The organism is Streptomyces sp. NPDC006393 (assembly GCF_040628575.1).
Classification (GTDB): domain Bacteria; phylum Actinomycetota; class Actinomycetes; order Streptomycetales; family Streptomycetaceae; genus Streptomyces.
In genome coordinates this window covers 1-19,119 of sequence record NZ_JBEXZD010000042.1, presented here as the reverse complement: position 1 = coordinate 19,119, position 19,119 = coordinate 1, and the positions used below count along the sequence as shown (strand labels likewise).

Below are 19,119 nucleotides of genomic sequence, written 5' to 3'. Positions count from 1 at the left end.
TGGGGGATGTTCCGTGGGTCGGGGACGTCGGACGAGGTCAGGCTGAGGCCTGTCGCGCGGTCGACTGCCGACGGCAGTGCTCCTCCAGGAGCCGGGCCAGGTCCGTGAGGACGGGGTGGCGGGTGATGTCCGCCAGGGACACCAGGCGGTCCAGGCTGATGGCGAGTTTCACGGCCGACAGCGAGGTGCCGCCCAGGTCGAAGAAGTGGTCGTGGCGTCCGATCCGGTCCTGCGGCACACCGAGCACGCCCGCCCATGCGGCGGCCAGCCGCCGTTCGGTGGGCGTACCGGGCGCCTCGACGTCGTCCTTCGCGGCATGAAGCCGGGTGGCCAGGGCCGTCAGGGCTTTCCTGTCCACCTTGCCGTTGGCGGTCAGCGGGAGGTCCGCGCACCAGTGGACGACCGAAGGGACCATGTACGGGGGCAGTACGGTGCTCAGCCGATCCAGCAGGACGTCGGGGTGCAGGGGTCGCGGGGAGGTGTAGAAGGCCACCAGGTGTGTGCTGTGGTCGGGCCGTTCGGCGACCACCACGGCGCTGTCGCGGACGCCGGGCACCCGCAGCAGGGTGTTCTCGATCTCGCCGGTCTCGATGCGGAAACCACGGATCTTGACCTGGGTGTCGCGACGGCCCAGGAACTCCAGCTTGCCGTCGGGCCGCCAGCGGCCGAAGTCGCCGCTCAGGTACAGGCGCCGGCCTGGACGGTGGGGATCGCTCAGGTAGGCGGGCCGGGTGCGCTCGGGGTCGTTGACATAGCCGCGGCCGACGCAGATCCCCGAGAAGGCGATCGCGCCCGGAGCACCGAGCGGCACCGGGTTCAGGTGCTCGTCGACGACGTAGAGGTGCACGTTGTTGACCGGCCGGCCCAGGGGGACCCGGTCGCCGTCCGGTGAACGGTCCATGATCTCGTGGTTGGTGTCGTCGGAGGTCTCGGTCAGTCCATAGGCGTTGACCAGCTTGACGTGGGGCTGGGCGGCGAACCAGCGCTGGGCGAGTTCTTTCTTCAGCGCCTCGCCGGTGACCGACACGTACCGCAGGTCCGGCAGTTCGCGCGGGTGCTGCTCCAGGTATGTGAGGACGACGTCCAGGTAGGACGGAACGACCTGGAGGACGGAGACCCGTTCGCGGGCGAGGGTGTCGACGAACTGCCGGACGTCGAGGATCACGTTCTGCTCGACCAGAAGGGTCCGTCCCCCGGCCAGGAGCGCGGCGAGCAGTTGCCACAGCGAGATGTCGAAGCACTGGGGCGCGGTCTGGGCGACCACCTGTCCTTCGGTGACCTCCAGGTCGTCGATCTTGGCGTGGAGGTGGTTGAGCATGCCCCCGTGTTCGCACATGGCGCCTTTGGGCTGACCGGTGGAGCCGGAGGTGAAGTAGATGTAGGCCAGTTGGCCGGCCGTCACGGCGATACCGAGGTCGTCGTCGGCGTGGCCCTCCTCGTCGGCGGTGTCGGTGTGCAGCGTCCGCACGGTGGGCAGGGACGCGAGGGCCGTTCGGAGGGTGGTGGGGGCGGTCGGTCCGGTGAGCACCAGCGTGCACCGGGAAGCGGTGAGCATGGCCTTGACGCGTTCGGCAGGCAGATGCGGCTCGATGGGCAGGTAGGCGCCTCCGGCCTTGAAGACGGCCAGCACGGCGGCCGGCCAGTCCAGGTTTCTGTCCATCACCACCGCGACGACGCCTTCGCGGTCGAGTCCTCGCGCCAGCAGGGCGCGGGCCAGCCGGTTGGCACGGGCATTGAGCTCCCGGTAGGTCCACTGGCGATCGCCGTGCACCGCTGCGACCGCGTGCGGGTCGTGCCGTACGCGCTGCTCGAACAGCTCATGGACCCCGGCGTCGGGCAGGCCGCGGTGGGGCCCGGCGAGCCCTTCGATCTGGAAGCGCCGTTCCTCGGGGGACAGCAGGCTCTGCCGGCTGTGCTCCGCGGCCGGGTCGGCGACGATCAGGGCGAGCGCGGTGAGATGGTAGCCGACGATGCGGGCGGCGCTGTCGGCGTCGAGGAGATCGGTGCGGTAGCGCGCCCGCAGCGTGAGCCCGCCGTCGTCGTCGTGCGCGATGCCCATCCGCAGTACTGCGTCGATGGCCGGGGCGCTGCTGTCTGCGGCGGGGGTGTCGCCGAAGCCGGCGACATCAAGTGCGGTTTCATAGGAGGGCTCGGGAAGGCCGAGTTCGCGCCTGAGGTCGTCGACCGGGTAGTCCCGGTGAACCAGCACCTGCGAGACGGCCTCGTGGGTGTGCGCCAGCAGGGCCCGCCAGGAGCGGGGTGTCGTCGTCAGCCGGCACGGCAGTGGCCGACCAGGGGCGAGCCCGAACAGGCCGATGGTGGCGGCGCTTTCACCGGTCAGCGCGGCCAGCACTTTGGCATGCGCCGCCAGCAGCACGGTGCTCAGCGGCACGGCCAGGCCGTCTGCCAGCCGGCGCACGGCTGCCGCGTCACTGACGGGGATCGGTGCGTGGTGCTCGGCCAGTCCGGCAACCGGCGCGCGGGTCCAGCGCGGAAGGGGCGTGCAGCCGCCGGCCTCCGTCAGGATGCCGTGCCAGAAGCCGCGGGCGGCGGGAGTGTCGAGTGCCATCGGGATCTGTCCTTGGCTCGGGTGCTGATGTGGTCTGCTGCGGTCTGATGTGGCGGGGTGCTTGTGGCACGGCGTCAGATGCGGCCTGTCAGGGGGATGGGTGGGCGGGGGTGCTGTCGGGCAGCTGGCGGGCTGGGTTTCCGCCCCACCGGGCCTGCGAGGGGACGTGTTCGCCCTTCATGAGGAAGGAGTCGCAGGCCAGGTCGACGTGGTCGGCCAGGGCGACGCCGTAGTGGACGAATGCGCCGACACCGAGCGTGCAGTCGGCACCGATCGTGGTGCGGTCGGACTTGAAGGCGCCGTCCTCCTGCGAGTGGCACTGGACCACCGTGCCCGCGTTGAGGGTGCAGTCGTCCCCGATGGTCACCAGCGTCCGTTCGGGGAAGAAGGAGCCGTCGTCGAACACCCGCTTGCCGATCCGGGCACCCTGCAACCGCAGAACCACGTTCTTGAACGGGGTCCCGCTGAAGATCTGGGCGTGATCGACCGCCGCCATCTTCCAGAAGCGTTCGTGCCGCCAGAAGGACGGCTCGTAGATCGAGCAGGTCAGCGGCCGTTGTGCCGTGAATCCCGTGGCGGCCCGCTCGATCAGGGTGAAGTAACAGACGCTGAAGACGAGGCCACCGACCATGGACAGGGCAATCGCCGATGCGCCCATGGAGGGGTAGAGGCTTCCGGCTCCCAGGGTCAGCAGGGTGACGACGAAGACGTGGAACCACCGCGCCAGCAGATACAGCACCGCGGTCACGGCGTTGTGCCGGTTCTTTCGGACGAGGTGGTGGCGCAGTTCGCTGCCGCCCGCCAGGTTGTTCAACCGGGCGTCCCGCATCACGGTGCGCGGAATGGTGAAAGGAGGCGAACCCAGCAGACCGACGTCCTCCCGTATCTCTCCGTCGATGGGCACCATGACCTTCGTGGCCAGCAGGCAGTTGTCGCCGGTCCTGGCCTGTGCCGGATAGGCGATGCGGTTTCCGAGGAAACTTCGCGCTCCGATGGAGGCACGGCGGAGACGGAACGATGTGTTGGAGAAGTCGGCATTGATGACCGACAGGCCGTCGGCGACCATCGTGTTGCTGCCCACCGACGTATGGAACGGACTGTCGTGCTTGAGTTCCGTGCCGAAATTCGAGCCGGTCTGCGTGACATGGCGCAGGTCGTAGCCGAGGTAGCGCAGGTAGTGAACGATCGCGGAGCTGTCCCCGAATATCGTGGTGAAGAACTTCCGGTTGGTCACCAGGGCGATCGCCCGGTGCAGACCGTAATGGAAGCCGTAGAGCGGGTAGACCGTGTCCGGCCTGATCGCCCTGTTGAGCAGGCGGGGCACCACGCCTTGGAGGGCAAGACCGGCGAGCGCGGCGCCGAAGAACAGCGTGAAGGAAGTGGCCAGCGCGCTCAGGCACAACGCCGAGCCGGCGTGCGGCCATGACCCGGCATCGAGGGGTGCCTTCAGCTGCGGTACCGCGGCGACCAGCAGGGCAGCGCCGCCCGTGGCCAGGGGCAGATACACGAGCAGCAGGGCCAGCAACTGCCCCAGGGCGTAGCGGACCCTTCTCGTGGCGGAGCAGTCGGCGGCGTGCGTACTGCGGAAGTCCGTGCCGGTGGGCTCGGCCGGTGAACCGTGCCAACGCTCCCCGGCGGGTACGGCCTGCCCGGGGTACAAGGACGAGGCATGACCGAGCTGGGACGCGTCGCCCATCGAGGTGTGGATGTCCAGGACCGTCTGTTCACCGACGACGACATCCTTGCCGAGAGTGACCGGACCGGTCTGGATGACGCCGGCATGGGCGCGGTAACAGGAGAACAGAGAGTCCTTGCGTATGACCGCCCCGTCTCCGATGGTGAGCAGATCCGTACCCACAGGAATATGCGTGGAAAAGATCGCAACATCGCGGCCGATCTTCGCACCCAGCGCCCGCAGATACAGCACGAACAGCGGCGACGCCGCGAACAGGCGGACAGGGCTGGTCCGGATCAGGGTTTTGACGATCCACCAGCGCAGGTAGGTGACGCTCCACACCGGGAACTGACGGGGCGTGAAACGGCCGATGAGCGTCCATTTGGCCAGGATCGGCACCGTGCACAGGCCGATGAACCCGGCACCGCCGGCCAGCACGGAACGCAGGTAGCGATCGGCGAGGCCGGAGCCGTCGCCGATCCACGCGTAGCCCCGTGTCGCTGCCAACGCGGCCAGGTAGCAGTACCCGAGGAAGAACAGCGACTGCAGCAGTCCGCACAGCACGTACTGACGTGTGCCGGCTCGCACTGCGCCCCCGTGCGAGGTCTGTGCGGCGTTCGTGGGCGGCACCGGCCCGGAGGCCGGGACGGACGGCTGACGGGGCATGGATACGGGTGTCGGAGGCGTCGTGGGCGTCGACGCGCTGGTCGTGAGTCCGGTGCCCGCGGTCGCCGCACCGGTGGCGGCGGATGCGGAGGCCAGGGCTTCGGGCCCGGTCAGCGCGGCGGCGAGACTCTCGACGGTGGAATGCCGGTAGACGTCCTTCATCGACACGGGCGGCAGGTCCGCCCGCTTCCTGACCCGTGCACAGAACTGGGCCATCACCATCGAATCCGCGCCCAGGTCATCGAAGAAGTGGCTGTCCGCCGACACGTGTTCCACGCGCACGACGTCGGCCAGCACCTCGGCCAGTAGCCGTGCGGTCGCGGCCGGCGACCCGGCGGTCCCGGCGTCAGGCCCTCCGGTGCCGTCGGGGCACATGGAGAGGCGGGGCGGGCCGGCCGTCCAGGTACGGGAGGAATTCCCTGCCATGTGAGCTCCGATGTCGTCGGTCTGTGGTGGAGGCGGGCTTCTTCCACCCGCGAAGGCGCCAGAGCCTTTCGCGGCGGATTCCTCAAGCCCGCCCCACCAGTACGCCCGGCCGGCACGACTTCGTCACGCCGCTGAATCTCGTAACTTGACACCGCGCATTGGTGGCGGTAAGCGCCGGGGACAAGCCCAGGTGGAAGGCACCGGGCCCGCGCATGTCCCTCCTCGAATCCCTGGAATCCGCGCTTTTACGCGCGAGCCCGGCCGTTGTCAAGCCCCGAATTCCGGTGGCGTGACGGAACCAGGGCTGATCCCGCGTACTGGTGGAGGCGGTTCACCCACAGATCAGGAGTTCAACCGTGCCGGTCATATCCACCCCTCAGGAATTCAACGAGAACGACCTCTACATCGACCTGGAGGAGATAACCGGGCACCAGTTGTTCCTCAAATGTGAAGGTTTCAACTTCGCCGGCTCGATCAAGCTCAAGGCTGCCGCCGCCATGGTCGAGGCCGCCGAACGCGACGGTCTGCTCACCGAGGGCGCGATCCTCGTCGAGTCCTCCTCCGGCAACCTCGGGGTGGCCCTGAGCATGATCGCGGCCAGCAAGGGCTACGGGTTCGTGTGCGTGACCGACAGTCGCTGCAACCTGCCCACCCGGCTGCTGATGGAAGCGCTCGGCAGCCAGGTCCACATCGTCACTGAGCCCGCCCGGCAGGGTGGCCTGCTCGGCGCGCGCATCGCCTACGTCCGCGCACTATGCGCGTCGGACGACCGGTACGTGTGGCTCAACCAGTACGCCAACCCCAACAACCACATGGCCCACTACCGCACCACCGCCCCGGCCATCGCCCGCCGCTTCCCCCACCTCGACGTCCTCTTCGTCGGAGCCGGTACCACGGGCACGCTCATGGGCTGCGCACGCTACTTCCGCGAGTGGCACCGGCCGGTGCACATCGTCGCCATCGACACCGAGGGCTCTGTCACCTTCAAGGACACTCCAGGCCGGCGCATGATCCCCGGCCTGGGTACGAGCGTGCGTCCACCGCTGCTGGACGACTCCTACGTGGACGAGGTGATACACGTCAGCGAAGCCGACACCATCCGCACCTGCCACCAGCTCGCCCGCCGCGGCTTCCTCTTCGGAGGCTCCACCGGCACGGTCGTCAGCGGCGCCACCCGTTGGCTCGCCCAGCGGCCGGCACCCCGCCGGCAGCCGACCGCCGTGGCCATCGCGCCCGACCTCGGCGAGCGCTACCTCGAAACCGTTTACCACACCAACTGGGTCCAGGACCTCTACGGGGACGACGTACTCGAAGGCGCTACCGCCGCCCACACTCCCGCAGGGGGCGAGGCGCGGACCGCGAGCAGACCGCACCGGGAATTCCTTGATGCGCCCCTCGTCGGCGAGGGACAGCAGATCGACGGCAGGGAGCCGCATGCCGCCGGCGGTGGCCCGGAGCGGCAGCGCCGCTGAGTGGCCGTGCGGCAGCGCCGCTGAGCGGCCGGTGCGGCAGTCACGCCAGGTGACACAGGGCGGACGGTGTGCGTCAGCCCGCCGGACCACGCGGAACAGCTCGCTCCCCGCCATGGCCCGCGCCCGGCCCGGCCCGGCCCGGCCACCGAAGTCACCGAGGCCGAGGACCCTTGAGTACGGCACCTGGGCGCCGAACCGCGACCGCGCCGGCGTATCCGTCGTCCACGGCCACATCCCTGATCGTCCATCCCCGCACAGCGGCCGGTGCGCTCCTCCGAGCCCCCAGGTAGTCCAGTGACATGGCGCGTCCCAGCCCCGTGCCCAGCCCCTTCAGATAGGCCTCCTTGCGCGCCCAGACCCGAGCGAACGCCGCCGGCCTGTCCAGAGTCCGCAGCTCGCTCAACTCGGCGCTCTCCCGCGGATGCAAGCAGGCACCGACCTCATCGGCGACCGCGAGGCCGGGCACCGTCTCGACGTCCACGCCCACCGGAGTCGGCGCGAAGGCCAACAGACACAGCCCCCCGCTGTGGGACAGCGAGAAATGCACGGGATCGCCACGCACCGCAGGACGCCCGTGCGGCTCCCCGCACTGGGGGCACGGCAGCCGCTCCAGCGGAACGTCGACGGGCGGGACGCCCAGGTAGGCACCCAGCAGCAGGCGCATGGCCACGTGCCCGCTCAGATACGTGTCCCTGTCCCGGGTCTCCCTCAGCGCCGCCGCACGCTCCGTCTCGGACCCGTCCAGTACCGAAGAGGCCAGACGTGCCACCACCGACCTGAAGGCCTCCGCCCGCACCAGCCACAACCAGGGCCGCCCCGCCGCCCCCGACACCATCAGCGGCTGCTCCCACCGTCCGTCCCGCAACTCCGTCGGACGCCACAGCGCACCAGCCTTCACACAGGCAGGATACGAACTCGAACGAGATCGGGTCGCGGCTCCGGTTGCCTCACAACCGTCCTGGTGATCGATAGAGATACGGCCTCTCAAACCATTCGGTCCTTCCTGTGACGCGCCTGTGACAGTCGGCGGACACGGCCATGACGTCCGGCAAGCAATCTGAAGAAACAAGGGCAAATCGCCCAAAACGGTCAGATCCCTCGCCGGAGGACAGCACCATGAGCGCCACCCTGACCATTCCGCACATCGAAGTCTCCGCCCCCGCGCTGGCTCCGCGCGAGCGCGAGACGCTCCGGCACATCGCCGCCGGCCGCACCTACGTCCAGACCGCCCGCCACATGGGCCTCTCCCCCCACACTGTGGACGCCTACCTGCGCCGTATCCGGGCCAAGCTCAACATCACCAACACCGCCGAACTGACCCGTATGGCCATCGCCCTGGGCCTGTGACCGTCGCCGCCGCTTTGCAGTAGGAAGCTGTTGCCCTTTCGATCCAGAGTGCGATGTGATCGAAAGGACAACAGCTTCCTACAGCGTTCGCCCCTTTTTTCTTTCCGGGGTGCAGGGTTTTCCGCCCGGCACACGGATTGGTGAACTTCCGCCGTGCGCCGGGGCGGCCTCATCGCGATTCGGTGGTGCAGGTTGCCGGGGCTGCTGCCGTGGTCGTGGCCCTCCTGGTGGCGCGGAGTGTGCCCGGGGCCGTCTCCCCGCGCCGCAGTGCCAGATACCTCCGCAGGCCCCTGTTGGCTTCCCGTCGTGCCCGGCGCAGTACCGGGACCTGGGTGGCCCTGTGCAGTTGGTAGTGCCACGGCGTCTGGGCCCCCTGCCGTACGGACATCGCGTAGGCGAAGTCCACCAGGTCCCGCTCAAGGTAATGGTCGAGATGCTCGAACCAGGCCATACTCGTGCGGGCCGCGGCCTGCACGGAATGGAGCGCGGCCCGGCGGCGCTTGTCGTAGGCCCGCAAAGCGGCAGACAGCGCTGCCTCCGTATACAGGCTGTGCGCGAGCTCGATCGCATCCAGCAGCGCCAGCCGGGTGCCCGAGCCCAGGGTGTAGTGGGTGGTGTGGGCGGCATCCCCCAGCAGCACCATGTTGTCGTGGCACCAGGTGGCGTTGCGCACCTCGGTGAAGTGCTGCCAGCTTGCCGGTTCTCCCCGGGACTGGCCCAGCAGCGCGTGGCCGTCCAGAGCGGAGGCGAAGATCTGTTCCAACAACCGCACACCGTCGGCGGTGTCGAGCGTATTGAGCCCCAGCCCCCGCCAGGTCTCCGGGGCGCATTCGACGACGCAGGTGCTGACTTCCGCGCTCGAGGGGTAGGCGTAGAACCAGATCCACCCGGCCGGCGTCGGTTCGAAGGCGAAGGTGAAGCGGGGGAACACCTTGTCGGTGCCCAGCCATATGTAGGGGTTGCGGCCGACTTCCAGGCGGGTGCCGAACTGATCGCCGTGCAACTGGCGCACCCGGCTGTTGGCCCCGTCACAGGCGACGATCAGGTCGGCGTCGGCGAGTTCCGCCAGGTCGTCGACCTTGCGGCGGTGCTGGACATCCACCCCCAGCTCGGTTGCGCGTCGGGCGAGGATGTCGAGCAGGGTGGCACGGGTGATGCTGTAGCCGTACCGGCCCAGATACGCGGTCTGTTCGCCGCGGCGGACCTCCTGGTCTTGCCACAGGGCCGAGGCCGCACGCACCGCCTGGGCGCTGTCGGGGTCGTTGCGGTAGAGGTGGTCGAGCAGGTCGTCCCCATACCCCACGCCCCAGCCGTAGGTGGCCCCCGGTGGGTCGCGTTCGATGACGGTGATGTCATGGCCGGCATCGCGGCGCTTGGCCGCGATCGAGAAGTACAACGCGCCCGGTCCACCGCCGACGCACACGATCTTCATGGCGTGTCCCGTTCTGGCCGCACGGCCGGGCGGCCGCATCGCGACTGCGGCACCCTGGTGCGCGGTCGGTGTCGGGTTGGGGCCGCCCACCGGTGGAAGGGCGGTCCCGGCGGGGGCCGCCTGCCGGTCGGGGCCTTGGAGTAGTGGTCGCATGGGTCCGTCTTTCCTGGGGTGGAGTCCCTGGCTTGACTCTCTGGGTTGAGTCTCTGGATTGACTCGGTGGGTTGGGTCTTGGTGCCTGTGGGTCGGTGCGCGCCCGAGGGCGCAGAAGGCGGCTGGGCCTGTGCCCGCCGCCGGGCGCGCGGGTGCGGCGATCTCACACCTGAGGTGTGTCTGCCGCACCCGCGTCCGGGCCTTGGCCATCTGACCGGAGGCTCCTCGTGGCCGCGGGGGTCACGGCGGCGTCGGTGGCGCCTGCCCCGGGGCGGCTACCCCCAGCAGTCGGAGCTGCCCCAGCTGTCGAAGCTGCCCCAGCTACTGGAACTGCCCCAGCTACCCCAGCCACCCCAGCTACTCCAGCTGCCCCAGCTGCTGGAGCTGCCCCAACTGTCGCTGTCGCTGCCCCAACTGTCGCTGTCGTCGCCCCAGCAGCCCCAGCCGCCCCAGCTGCTGGCGCTTGCCACGGTGGTGGCGTGCGTCGTGGCGGGTGCGGCCTGGGCGACGGCGCCGCCGCCCAGGAGCGCCCCTCCGGCGGTCACGGTGATGGCCGCGACCTTGGCGATCTTCCTACTCATGCGAAACACGATCTCTCCTTTCGGTGGATGAGCCTCGCTCCGGATCGGTGAGGTCGTGTTTCGAGTAAGCCCGAACCGTCATGCGTCGTCACGCCACTGAATGCCGTGGCTTGACGCCCGCAAATGATCTTGATAAAAGTCCTCGTCCACCCGGAGCAGCCCCGTGACAGCCCTCCCGCCCCAACGGCCGTACATCGGCGCCTCCACGGACGGCACCGCCCGAGACCTGATCATGGGCTACGACGGCACTCAGCGTGCCGTCAGCCGCCCTGCATCTCCAAGTCTGTGTACAGCGGGTTGTGGTCCGAGTAGGGGGTGGGTCGTACGTGGTGCTCGATCGGGGTGATGCCGCGCAGGAAGACGTAGTCGAACTTGCTCTGCCAATCGGTGGTCGGCTCGCATGCGGCGAAGGACGAGGGACGGCACCGCGCAGACGTGTCCGTGGCCAGGGCCCATATCGGGGTGAGCTCGGGGGCGCCCGGTACGGCGTTGAAGTCGCCGAGCACGATGGCGCGGTCGTGCCGAGCGATCGCGGCGGCGAGTACGCGGGTCTGTTCCGCCCGGACCTCTTCCTGACGTCGTTCGGCGAGGTGGGTGTTGAAGACGCGGACGGGCTGCCCGCCCACCAGGGTGGTGACCGCCATGTACCCGCGGTCCTCGGAGCCCCCGTCGGGGTACTCCACGGTGACGCGGTCCGTCATGGGCGCCGCCGAGAGCACCGCCTGACCGTACCCTCCAGGACTCCACGGAACTCCCCCGCAGCGGCCCCAGCTTTGGATGACCGGCCCGTGCGCGACGTAGTAGTGGAGCCCATAGAGCTCCTCCAGATAGTCCCGGATGCTCTCGACGTCACGCCCACACGCTTCCTGCAGACCGATGACCTGGGGTGCATAGGTGGCTATCTCCGTTGCCCGGTCGATGTTTCGTTTGTCGCAGGGGTTGCAGAGGTTCCACGTCATGACCCGGTTGGGCACGATGGCCGTGACGGCGTCGGCGGGCAGTGGTCTGACGGGGGACTCCCCGCGGGGGGCGCTGGGACCGACGAGCGCCAGGCACACCACGGCCATGACGCTCGGGACCAGCCACGTGCTCCGTCCGAACACCATCGCCCCCCGCACATGGATACCGACCTCGTCCCGTACGAGGGTATGGGACGGGACGCTTTTTGGCTGCGCACCGAAGCGGGTGCGAGCGCCGGATCATCGAGCAGCCCGAGCCCTGGACACCAGGGGACGAGGACTGGCCGTGGCGCCGATGGACGCCAGGCCGTCGAAACGGACGTACAGCACCACTTGGCAATCAGTCCGGAGTTCGATCCGCAGGTGGGGCGTCAGTTCCTTGTGCCAGCGGTCCCATTCGATGTGTGCCACGGCAGCCGCCGTCTCGTTCGCGTTCCAGGCCGCCCTGTTCACCTCGCTGGAGGCGTTCCGTGCTGGTTCTGCTCCTGGTGTTATGCGTGGACCGAACTGGGACACCAGCCGTACCGAAGCGCAGTAGCTCCAGCCGGCCAGGACCCCGCGCAGCCGACCAGGGTGGAAATGGGCAGCAGCGACAACATGCAGCTGTACGTCTGCCCGACCTCCCCCGAGCACCCGCACACCGACCCGATCCAATGAGCTGTCCGGCCTGTCACACCCCCTGCGTCCGATGACAGAAGTCCCGGGACCCCGCCAGACCCCTCAACTGGAGCCGCTCCCCGGGCCTACGGCCTGCCGGGGGCTTCTCTTCCTCGACGTCCGGTCATGTACGCGGGGCGTGCCAGGAGGTGAGGGGCAGCGGGCCGCGGTCGACGACGGTGCGGATGCAGAAGGTGCTGCGGGCGTCGCGAACGGGACCGATGGCCAGGATCTGGTCCGTGAGCACCTTTTCGAAGGTGCGCAGGTCCGGCACGGCGAGCTCGACGAAGAAGTCGGCGTCGCCGGAGACCACATGGCAGGCGACGACGTGGTCGATCGCCTTCAGTGCCTCTTCGACCACCTGGGCGGTGGTGCGGGAGTGTTCGACCTTGAGGGAGAGGAACACCGTCAGCCCCAGGCCGAGGCGGTCGCGGTCCAGATCGGCCCGGTAGCCGGCCAGGACCCCGTCCTCCTCCAGCGCCTTGGTGCGGCGCAGGCATGACGAGGGTGACAGGCGCACGGCCTCGGCGAGGTCGACGTTGGGGGTGCGTCCGTGGCGCTGGAGGTGGTCCAGGATCGCCCGGTCGATACGGTCGTAGAGAGGGCGTGGCATGAAATGCAGCGTATCCGCAGTATCGGCGAACAATCCTGCACCACCAGGCCGCATGGGCGCTCACTACGCCATCGCGTGCCGGGCTCGGCGGCTCATTCTGGTCACGCGCCGCAGCCGCCAGCCGGTCCCGCTGCCGCCTCCTACCCCTCTCACACACTTCGGACTGCCTCATGCACCGCTTGCCTCTGGAACCCGACTTCCCTCTGGAACCCGACCGCACCGCGATGACCGAGATGGGCCGTCTTGTCCTGGACCGTGTCGTCGACCGCACCGAGAAGCTCGCGGCCCGCCCTGCGACCAGCCCCCTGACCCCGCAGGCCCAGACCGACCTGGTGGAGTCCTTCCTGGCACCGCCGCCCGCCCGGGGCGGCGACCTGAAGGCCCTGCTCGCACGTCTGGACCAGGCCGCCGACTGCGCTCTGGAGACCGCCGGGCCCGGCCACCTGGCATACATCCCGGGCAGCGGTCTGTACTCGGCGGCGCTCGCCGAGTTCTACAACCGTGCCGTCAACCGCTACGGCGGCCTGGCCTCGGTTGCCCCAGCCCTGGCCGCGCTGGAGGAGAGCGTGATCCGCTGGATGGCCCGCGATGTGTGCGGCCTCCCGGAGGGCAGCGGTGGCCTGTTGACCAGCGGCGGCTCGATGGCCGCCTTCTCCGCGACGGTCGCCGCCCGCCACAACAGGCTCGGCGAGGATCTCGCCGGCGGCATCGTCTACACCACCGCCTTCGCCCACCACTCCGTCGCCAAGGCCGCCCGCCTCGCCGGCATCCGCGCCGCCCACATACGGACCGTGCCGCACACCCCTGACCTGCGGATGGACCCCCACGCCGCCGCCGCGATGATCCGCGCCGACCGGGAGGCCGGGCTGCGGCCGTTCCTGCTGGTGGCCACCGCCGGCACCACCGACACCGGCACCGTCGACCCGCTGCCCGAGCTGGCCGACCTGGCCCGCCGCGAGGACGTGTGGTTCCACATCGACGCGGCCTACGGGGGCTTCTTCCGCCTCACCGCACGCGGCGAGAAACGCCTCGCCGGTATCGAGCAGGCCGACTCGATCACCCTGGACCCGCACAAGACCCTGTTCATGCCGTTCGGTACCGGCGCCCTGGTCGTGCGCGACATCGCCGCCCTCCACGCCGCGCACGGCGGCACCGGCAGCTACCTCCAGGACATGCAGGCTGCGGCGAGCATCCCCGACTCCGCTCACCTCGGGCCCGAGCTGACCCACGAGATCCGCGGTCTGCGGGCCTGGCTCCCCCTGCACCTGCACGGGGTGGACGCCTTCCGCGAGGCTCTGGACGAGAAACTCGACCTGGCCGAACACGTCCACGACACGCTGTCCGGCGTCGCGCAGCTGGAAGTCCCGCAGCGCCCGGACCTGTCCACCGTGATATTCCGCGTCCGCCCCACCGACGGCAGCCGGGCCGCCGCCGAGCGGGCCGACGAGGCCAGTCGCCGTCTGCTGGAACGGATCAACGGCCACCGGCGCGTCGTGCTCTCCAGCACGGTTGTCGACGGCCGCTACACCCTGCGCGTCTGTGTGGTCTCCCACCGCACCCACCACGACCGCATCGCCGAGGCGCTGAGAATCATCACGGCCGAGGCCGAGCGCCACGCCACGTAGCGATCTCCGGTCGGCACGGATGCCGTCCTCTTCGTGGGACTCGATCTCGGCACGGCCTCCGGCGTCCCCGCTGGTGCCGGCCGAAGGCGGACGTCCGCGGACCGTTCAGCAGACCGTTCAAAGGAGCCGGCGAATGACCTCGACCGTGCGCGTCAGATGGGGTTCGTTGCGGTCGGCGCGGTGGGCGACGGCCAGTTCGATCGCCGCCTCCGGGCGGACCAGGAGCCGATAGGCGACACCGTCGAGCGCGAGCGCGGTCACCGGCTCGGGCACGACCGCGACTCCGAGGCCGCCCGCGACGAGGGTGATCAGCGTCGAGGTCTCACCGACCTCGTGCCGGATGTGCGGCTCGACGCCGGCGTCTCTAAGGACACCGAGCACGACATCGTGCATCACCGAGTGGCGGTCTGCCCAGTAGGTGATCAAATCGAGGCCGGCGAGGTCGGCGGCGCGCACCCGCGTCTTCGCCGCGAGTGGATGCTCGGCCGGGAGCGCCACCACGAGGCGGTCTCGGCGCAGGGTGTGGACAGTGAGGGACAGGTCGGCCGCGGGCGGACGCAGCAGGGCCACGTCGATTGCGCCGCTGCGCAGCGCCTCCACCTGATCCGGGGCGAGCATCTCCCCGCGGAAGGAGAAGTCGATGCCCGGCAGTTCGGTGGCGAGGTGACGCGACAGCGCCGGCAGCAGGCTGTACGTCGCCGAGCCGACACAGCCGAGGGTGAGGTGACCGACCGCACCGGCGGCGACCCGGCGGACATGGTGGGCGGCCTCGTCGACCTCGGCGAGGATCGCCCGCGCCCGGTCGAGATAGGCGTGGCCGGCGTCGGTGAGGTCGACCCGACGTGTGGTGCGGTGGAACAGCGTGACGCCGAGCTCGCCCTCCAGCTGCCGGATCGCCTGCGAGAGCGGCGGCTGTGCCATGTGGAGCCGCTCGGCCGCACGCTTGAAATGGCGCTCTTCCGCGACGGCGACGAAGTAGCGGAGCTGCCGCAGATCCATAGTTTCAGCATCTCAATCGACGTCGATATTGATACTTCACAGTATCGGCGGTGCCGTCTAGCGTCGAGTCATGGACAGTGCATTCCTCTACGCCGCCACACGGACACCGTTCGGCAAGTTCAACGGCGCGCTGGCCGACATCCGGCCCGACGATCTGGCCGCTGCCGCGATCAGCGGCGTACTCGCGCAGACGCCGTCGCTGGATCCCGCTGCGATCGACGAGGTCGTCTGGGGCAACGCCAACGGCGCCGGCGAGGAGAACCGCAACGTGGGCCGGATGGCCGCGCTGCTGGCCGGTCTGCCGACCAGCGTGCCCGCCACGACGGTCAACCGGCTGTGCGGCTCCAGCCTGGATGCGGCAATGGCCGGCTCCCGCACGATCGAGACGGGCGACGCCGACGTCGTTCTCGTGGGCGGTGTCGAGTCGATGACGCGAGCACCGTGGGTGCTGCCCAAGCCGTCGCGGGCCTTCCCGGCGGGCGACGTCACCGCGGTGTCGACGACACTGGGCTGGCGGCTGGTCAACCCGCGGATGCCGAAGGAATGGACCATCTCGCTGGGAGAGTGCAACGAGCAACTCCAGGAACGCTTCGGCATCTCCCGCGAGCGCCAGGACGAGTTCGCCGCGCGCTCTCACCGCCTCGCGCACCAGGCATGGGAGGACGGCTTCTACGACGCGTTGGTCACCCCGGTCGGCGACCTGACCCGCGACGAGGGCATCCGCGCGGACTCGGGCACCGAGAAGCTCGCCAGGCTCAAGCCGTCGTTCCGGCCGGACGGCACCATCACCGCGGGGAACGCGTCCCCGCTCTCCGACGGCGGCTCCGCGGTGATCCTCGGCAGCGAGGCAGCGGCGGCGGCCATCGGCCACGACCCACTCGGCCGGATCCTCGGCAGAGGCGCGATGGCGCTGGACCCGCGGGAATTCGGCTACGCCCCGGTCGAGGCCGCCGACCGAGCGCTCGCCCGTGCCGGGATCTCCTGGGAGCAGGTCGGTGCGGTCGAGCTCAACGAGGCATTCGCAGTCCAGTCACTGGCCTGCATCGACGCCTGGCTCAAGGACGGCCTGCGCGATCCCGGGATCGTCAACCAGCGCGGCGGGGCCATCGCGATCGGGCACCCGCTGGGCGCCTCCGGCGGCCGGATCCTCGGGACCCTGGCCGCGGTCCTGAAGGAACGCCGCGAGAGGTACGGCGTGGCCGCGATCTGCATCGGCGTCGGCCAGGGGCTGGCCGTCGTCCTGGAGAACCTGGAGGTGTCGAAGTGAGCCGCACCGCTGTGCTGGATTCGACCGACGAGGCCGTCGCCGGGATCGAGGACGGCTCCACCGTCCTGGTCGGCGGCTTCGGCCTGGCCGGGATGCCGTTCGACCTCATCGACGCCCTCATCCGCCAGGGCGCGAAGGACCTCACGATCGTGTCCAACAACGCCGGAAACGGCGACGTCGGACTGGCGGCGCTGCTCGCGGCCGGCCGGGTCCGCAAGGTGTTGTGCTCCTTCCCGCGGCAGGTCGACTCCTATGTCTTCGACGCGCTCTACCGCGAGGGGAAGATCGAACTCGAGGTGGTGCCCCAAGGCAACCTCGCCGAGCGGATGCGGGCCGCCGGCGCCGGGATCGGCGCGTTCTACTGCCCGACCGCGGTCGGCACCCCGCTCGCCGAGGGCAAGGAGGTGCGCACCATCGACGGACGCGACTACCTGCTGGAGTATCCGATCAAGGGCGACTACGCCCTCATCTCCGCGCACCGGGCCGACCCGATGGGCAACCTCGTCTACCGCAAGACCGCCCGCAATTTCGGCCCGGTGATGGCGACCGCGGCCACCACCACGGTCGTCCAGGTCGACGAGGTCGTCCCGCTCGGCGGGCTCGACCCGGAGGCGGTCGTCACGCCGTCCATCTACGTCGACCGCATCGTCCCGGTCAAGACCCGCCACTACACCGTCCAGGGGGCACGATGACCACCGACACCACCGCCGCGACACGTTCGGCGTCGCCGGGCGAGGCCCCGATCGCCGTCGACCATCCGCTCAGCATGGACGAGGTCGCGGCCGTGATCGCACGGGACATCCCGGCCGGCGCGTTCGTCAACCTCGGCATCGGCCAGCCCACCAAGATCGCCGACCACCTGCCCGCGGAACTCGGCGTCGTCCTCCACACCGAGAACGGCATGCTCGGCATGGGGCCGAAGGCGGAGGGTGCCCAGATCGACCCCGACCTCACCAATGCCGGCAAGGTCCCGGTCACCGAGCTCCCGGGGGCGGCGTACTTCCACCACGCCGACTCCTTCGCCATGATGCGCGGCGGCCACCTCGACGTCTGCGTGCTCGGCGCCTACCAGGTCTCCGACCACGGTGACCTGGCCAACTGGCACACCGGCAAGCCCGGCGACATTCCCGCCGTGGGCGGCGCGATGGACCTCGCCATCGGAGCCAAGGACGTCTACGTGATGATGACGCTCTTCACGAAGTCCGGTGCGCCCAAACTGGTCCGGCAGTGCACCTACCCGCTCACCGGCGTCGGCTGCGTCAGCCGGGTCTACACCGAGGCCGCCACCTTCGACCTGCGGCCCGACGGCGTCCACGTGCTGGAGACCTACGGCATCACCCTCGACGAGCTGCGCTCACGCCTCGACGTCGAGCTGCTCTGACCTCCTCAGGCCCGCACCTGACGCTCCGGCTGCTGCGGGCGCGGCAATCGCGCTCGGCGCGCTCGTCATCAACCGGCTCGTCGCGGCAGCCGAGCATCATGGCCGACCAGCTGATGATCCGGCCGACGGCGGGCGCCGTCGGCCGCCAGGCATGAAAGCCCGTGCAGCCGCCACCGGGTACGGCGTGTCGGCGCCGGCTCGCTCGGCTGACGGGGCACCGCGGCAGCCGTACGGCCACCCGCGCCGAGGGCCGCGTCCACCGGGGCCGGCGGCCGGCCCTGCCGGACGGTCTTCGTGGTCCGGCCGCTTCCCGGCACTCTCACACTGATTTATAGTTCAACCACATCAGGGTCGTGAGGAGGTCGCACCATGAGGGAGCTCGGTCCGGCCGACACGGTCGGCATCCTCCGCCGGCCGGGTGTACGGGCACGGCACACCAGCTCCGGGCTCGGCTGGGAGCAGCTGTACCTTTCCACCCAGCAGGAACAGCCCTATCGTGACCTGTTCGATCCGGCGCCCACCCACCTGCTGATCCTCCACCTCAACGGGCCCGTCACGGTGCGCCGCGGAAAGGGCGGCGGTGCACGGATCCGGACCGTGCCGGCCGGCGGACTCTTCCTGCAGCCGGCCGGCCGGGCGCTGGCCGTCGAGCTCGGCGGCCGGCTGGACACGATCCACACCTATCTCACGGACGAGGCGCTGCGGGACGCGAACGACGGACGGCCCGTGGAGCTGTCCGAGGAACTGGGTGCGACCGATCCACTCGCCGAGCAACTGGTGCTCGCGCTGGAGGGGGCGGTGCGCTCCTGGGAGCCGTCCGCCCGCACGTACACCGACCAGCTGACCGGGATGCTCGCCGCGCAGCTGGTGCGCCGCCACCGCGTGGGCGGCTCCCCGGTGCGCCGCCCCGCGCGGTCCGGGCTCTCCGCCCGGCAGTTCGCCGCCGTACGCGAGCTGATGGAGGAACGGATCGCCGAGCCGCTGCCGATCCCCGACCTGGCCGCCTCGGTGTCGCTGAGCGGCAGCCAGTTCACGCGGCAGTTCCGGGCGAGCACCGGGCAGTCCCCGCACCAGTTCCTGCTCGGTCTGCGGCTGGAGCGGGCGTGCCGGCTGCTGCGCACCGGCTCGGCACCGATCGCCGAGGTGGCGGTCGCCTGCGGGTTCTCCCACCAGGAGCACCTCACCCGGGTGATGCGCGCCCGGCTCGGCACGACCCCGGCCGCCCTGCGGCGTGCCTAGGGGGTGTGGCGCGCGCGGCCGGCGGGTGGGGCGGGAGCCCCCCAACCCCCCCCGCCGG

The 19,119-nt window shown here is 70.0% G+C and carries 15 protein-coding genes; 7 read left to right on the top strand and 8 right to left on the bottom strand.

Features of this window, described 5'->3' with window-relative positions:
• Positions 1 to 37 precede the first annotated feature (37 nt).
• Complete coding sequence (locus ABZ484_RS19205; protein ID WP_358867077.1) at positions 38 to 2,569, bottom strand: amino acid adenylation domain-containing protein; 2,532 nt, start codon at positions 2,567 to 2,569, stop codon at positions 38 to 40.
• Between the two features lie 88 nt (positions 2,570 to 2,657).
• Entirely contained in the window at positions 2,658 to 5,336 is a 2,679-nt protein-coding gene (locus ABZ484_RS19200) for a Pls/PosA family non-ribosomal peptide synthetase (protein ID WP_358867076.1), read from the bottom strand.
• Between the two features lie 356 nt (positions 5,337 to 5,692).
• On the opposite strand from ABZ484_RS19200, the gene sbnA reads away from it, so the two are divergent.
• Entirely contained in the window at positions 5,693 to 6,808 is a 1,116-nt protein-coding gene (gene sbnA, locus ABZ484_RS19195; RefSeq protein WP_358867075.1) for a 2,3-diaminopropionate biosynthesis protein SbnA, read from the top strand.
• Positions 6,809 to 6,959: 151 nt separating this feature from the next.
• Here the strand turns inward: sbnA and ABZ484_RS19190 are convergent, their stop codons facing one another.
• On the bottom strand, positions 6,960 to 7,706 hold the full coding sequence (locus ABZ484_RS19190) for a 4'-phosphopantetheinyl transferase superfamily protein (protein ID WP_358867074.1): 747 nt from the start codon (positions 7,704 to 7,706) through the stop codon (positions 6,960 to 6,962).
• A 218-nt stretch (positions 7,707 to 7,924) separates the two neighbouring features.
• Between ABZ484_RS19190 and ABZ484_RS19185 the strand changes: the two genes are divergently transcribed.
• On the top strand, positions 7,925 to 8,155 hold the full coding sequence (locus tag ABZ484_RS19185; RefSeq protein ID WP_358867073.1) for a helix-turn-helix transcriptional regulator: 231 nt from the start codon (positions 7,925 to 7,927) through the stop codon (positions 8,153 to 8,155).
• A 169-nt stretch (positions 8,156 to 8,324) separates the two neighbouring features.
• Here ABZ484_RS19185 and ABZ484_RS19180 read toward each other — a convergent pair whose 3' ends face one another.
• The 4 genes from ABZ484_RS19180 to ABZ484_RS19165 form a co-directional block, all read right to left on the bottom strand.
• On the bottom strand, positions 8,325 to 9,587 hold the full coding sequence (locus tag ABZ484_RS19180) for an FAD-dependent monooxygenase (RefSeq protein WP_358867072.1): 1,263 nt from the start codon (positions 9,585 to 9,587) through the stop codon (positions 8,325 to 8,327).
• A gap of 428 nt (positions 9,588 to 10,015) precedes the next feature.
• Positions 10,016 to 10,321 carry a hypothetical protein gene (locus ABZ484_RS19175; RefSeq protein ID WP_358867071.1) on the bottom strand — a complete coding sequence of 102 codons (306 nt, stop codon included), beginning with the start codon at positions 10,319 to 10,321 and terminating at the stop codon, positions 10,016 to 10,018.
• Positions 10,322 to 10,581: 260 nt separating this feature from the next.
• Positions 10,582 to 11,427 carry an endonuclease/exonuclease/phosphatase family protein gene (locus ABZ484_RS19170; RefSeq protein WP_358867070.1) on the bottom strand — a complete coding sequence of 282 codons (846 nt, stop codon included), beginning with the start codon at positions 11,425 to 11,427 and terminating at the stop codon, positions 10,582 to 10,584.
• A gap of 634 nt (positions 11,428 to 12,061) precedes the next feature.
• Complete coding sequence (locus tag ABZ484_RS19165) at positions 12,062 to 12,550, bottom strand: Lrp/AsnC family transcriptional regulator (RefSeq protein WP_358867069.1); 489 nt, start codon at positions 12,548 to 12,550, stop codon at positions 12,062 to 12,064.
• Positions 12,551 to 12,720: 170 nt separating this feature from the next.
• On the opposite strand from ABZ484_RS19165, the gene ABZ484_RS19160 reads away from it, so the two are divergent.
• Positions 12,721 to 14,175 (top strand): aminotransferase class V-fold PLP-dependent enzyme, encoded by a 1,455-nt coding sequence (locus ABZ484_RS19160; protein ID WP_358867068.1) that lies wholly within the window; start codon positions 12,721 to 12,723, stop codon positions 14,173 to 14,175.
• A 117-nt stretch (positions 14,176 to 14,292) separates the two neighbouring features.
• Here ABZ484_RS19160 and ABZ484_RS19155 read toward each other — a convergent pair whose 3' ends face one another.
• The gene (locus tag ABZ484_RS19155; RefSeq protein WP_358867067.1) at positions 14,293 to 15,174 is read right to left on the bottom strand and encodes a LysR substrate-binding domain-containing protein; all 882 of its coding nucleotides are present in this window, start codon (positions 15,172 to 15,174) and stop codon (positions 14,293 to 14,295) included.
• A gap of 70 nt (positions 15,175 to 15,244) precedes the next feature.
• Between ABZ484_RS19155 and ABZ484_RS19150 the strand changes: the two genes are divergently transcribed.
• From ABZ484_RS19150 to ABZ484_RS19135, 4 genes are all read left to right on the top strand, one after another.
• The gene (locus ABZ484_RS19150; RefSeq protein ID WP_358867066.1) at positions 15,245 to 16,441 is read left to right on the top strand and encodes a thiolase family protein; all 1,197 of its coding nucleotides are present in this window, start codon (positions 15,245 to 15,247) and stop codon (positions 16,439 to 16,441) included.
• Complete coding sequence (locus ABZ484_RS19145; RefSeq protein WP_358867065.1) at positions 16,438 to 17,133, top strand: 3-oxoacid CoA-transferase subunit A; 696 nt, start codon at positions 16,438 to 16,440, stop codon at positions 17,131 to 17,133. The genes ABZ484_RS19150 and ABZ484_RS19145 overlap by 4 nt, the downstream gene beginning before the upstream one ends.
• Entirely contained in the window at positions 17,130 to 17,822 is a 693-nt protein-coding gene (locus ABZ484_RS19140; protein ID WP_358867064.1) for a 3-oxoacid CoA-transferase subunit B, read from the top strand. The genes ABZ484_RS19145 and ABZ484_RS19140 overlap by 4 nt, the downstream gene beginning before the upstream one ends.
• Before the next feature lie 369 nt (positions 17,823 to 18,191).
• Positions 18,192 to 19,061, top strand: a complete 870-nt coding sequence (locus ABZ484_RS19135; RefSeq protein WP_358867063.1) for a helix-turn-helix domain-containing protein — start codon at positions 18,192 to 18,194, stop codon at positions 19,059 to 19,061.
• Positions 19,062 to 19,119 lie beyond the last annotated feature (58 nt).

Coding starts and splice junctions, on each gene's coding strand:
- ABZ484_RS19160 (WP_358867068.1), top strand. CDS start 12,721: ATGCACCGCTTGCCTCTGGAACCCGACTTCCCTCTGGAACCCGACCGC.
- ABZ484_RS19185 (WP_358867073.1), top strand. CDS start 7,925: ATGAGCGCCACCCTGACCATTCCGCACATCGAAGTCTCCGCCCCCGCG.
- ABZ484_RS19140 (WP_358867064.1), top strand. CDS start 17,130: ATGACCACCGACACCACCGCCGCGACACGTTCGGCGTCGCCGGGCGAG.
- ABZ484_RS19205 (WP_358867077.1), bottom strand. CDS start 2,569: ATGGCACTCGACACTCCCGCCGCCCGCGGCTTCTGGCACGGCATCCTG.
- ABZ484_RS19180 (WP_358867072.1), bottom strand. CDS start 9,587: ATGAAGATCGTGTGCGTCGGCGGTGGACCGGGCGCGTTGTACTTCTCG.
- ABZ484_RS19200 (WP_358867076.1), bottom strand. CDS start 5,336: ATGGCAGGGAATTCCTCCCGTACCTGGACGGCCGGCCCGCCCCGCCTC.
- ABZ484_RS19170 (WP_358867070.1), bottom strand. CDS start 11,427: ATGGTGTTCGGACGGAGCACGTGGCTGGTCCCGAGCGTCATGGCCGTG.
- ABZ484_RS19175 (WP_358867071.1), bottom strand. CDS start 10,321: ATGAGTAGGAAGATCGCCAAGGTCGCGGCCATCACCGTGACCGCCGGA.
- ABZ484_RS19150 (WP_358867066.1), top strand. CDS start 15,245: ATGGACAGTGCATTCCTCTACGCCGCCACACGGACACCGTTCGGCAAG.
- ABZ484_RS19135 (WP_358867063.1), top strand. CDS start 18,192: ATGAGGGAGCTCGGTCCGGCCGACACGGTCGGCATCCTCCGCCGGCCG.
- ABZ484_RS19165 (WP_358867069.1), bottom strand. CDS start 12,550: ATGCCACGCCCTCTCTACGACCGTATCGACCGGGCGATCCTGGACCAC.
- ABZ484_RS19155 (WP_358867067.1), bottom strand. CDS start 15,174: ATGGATCTGCGGCAGCTCCGCTACTTCGTCGCCGTCGCGGAAGAGCGC.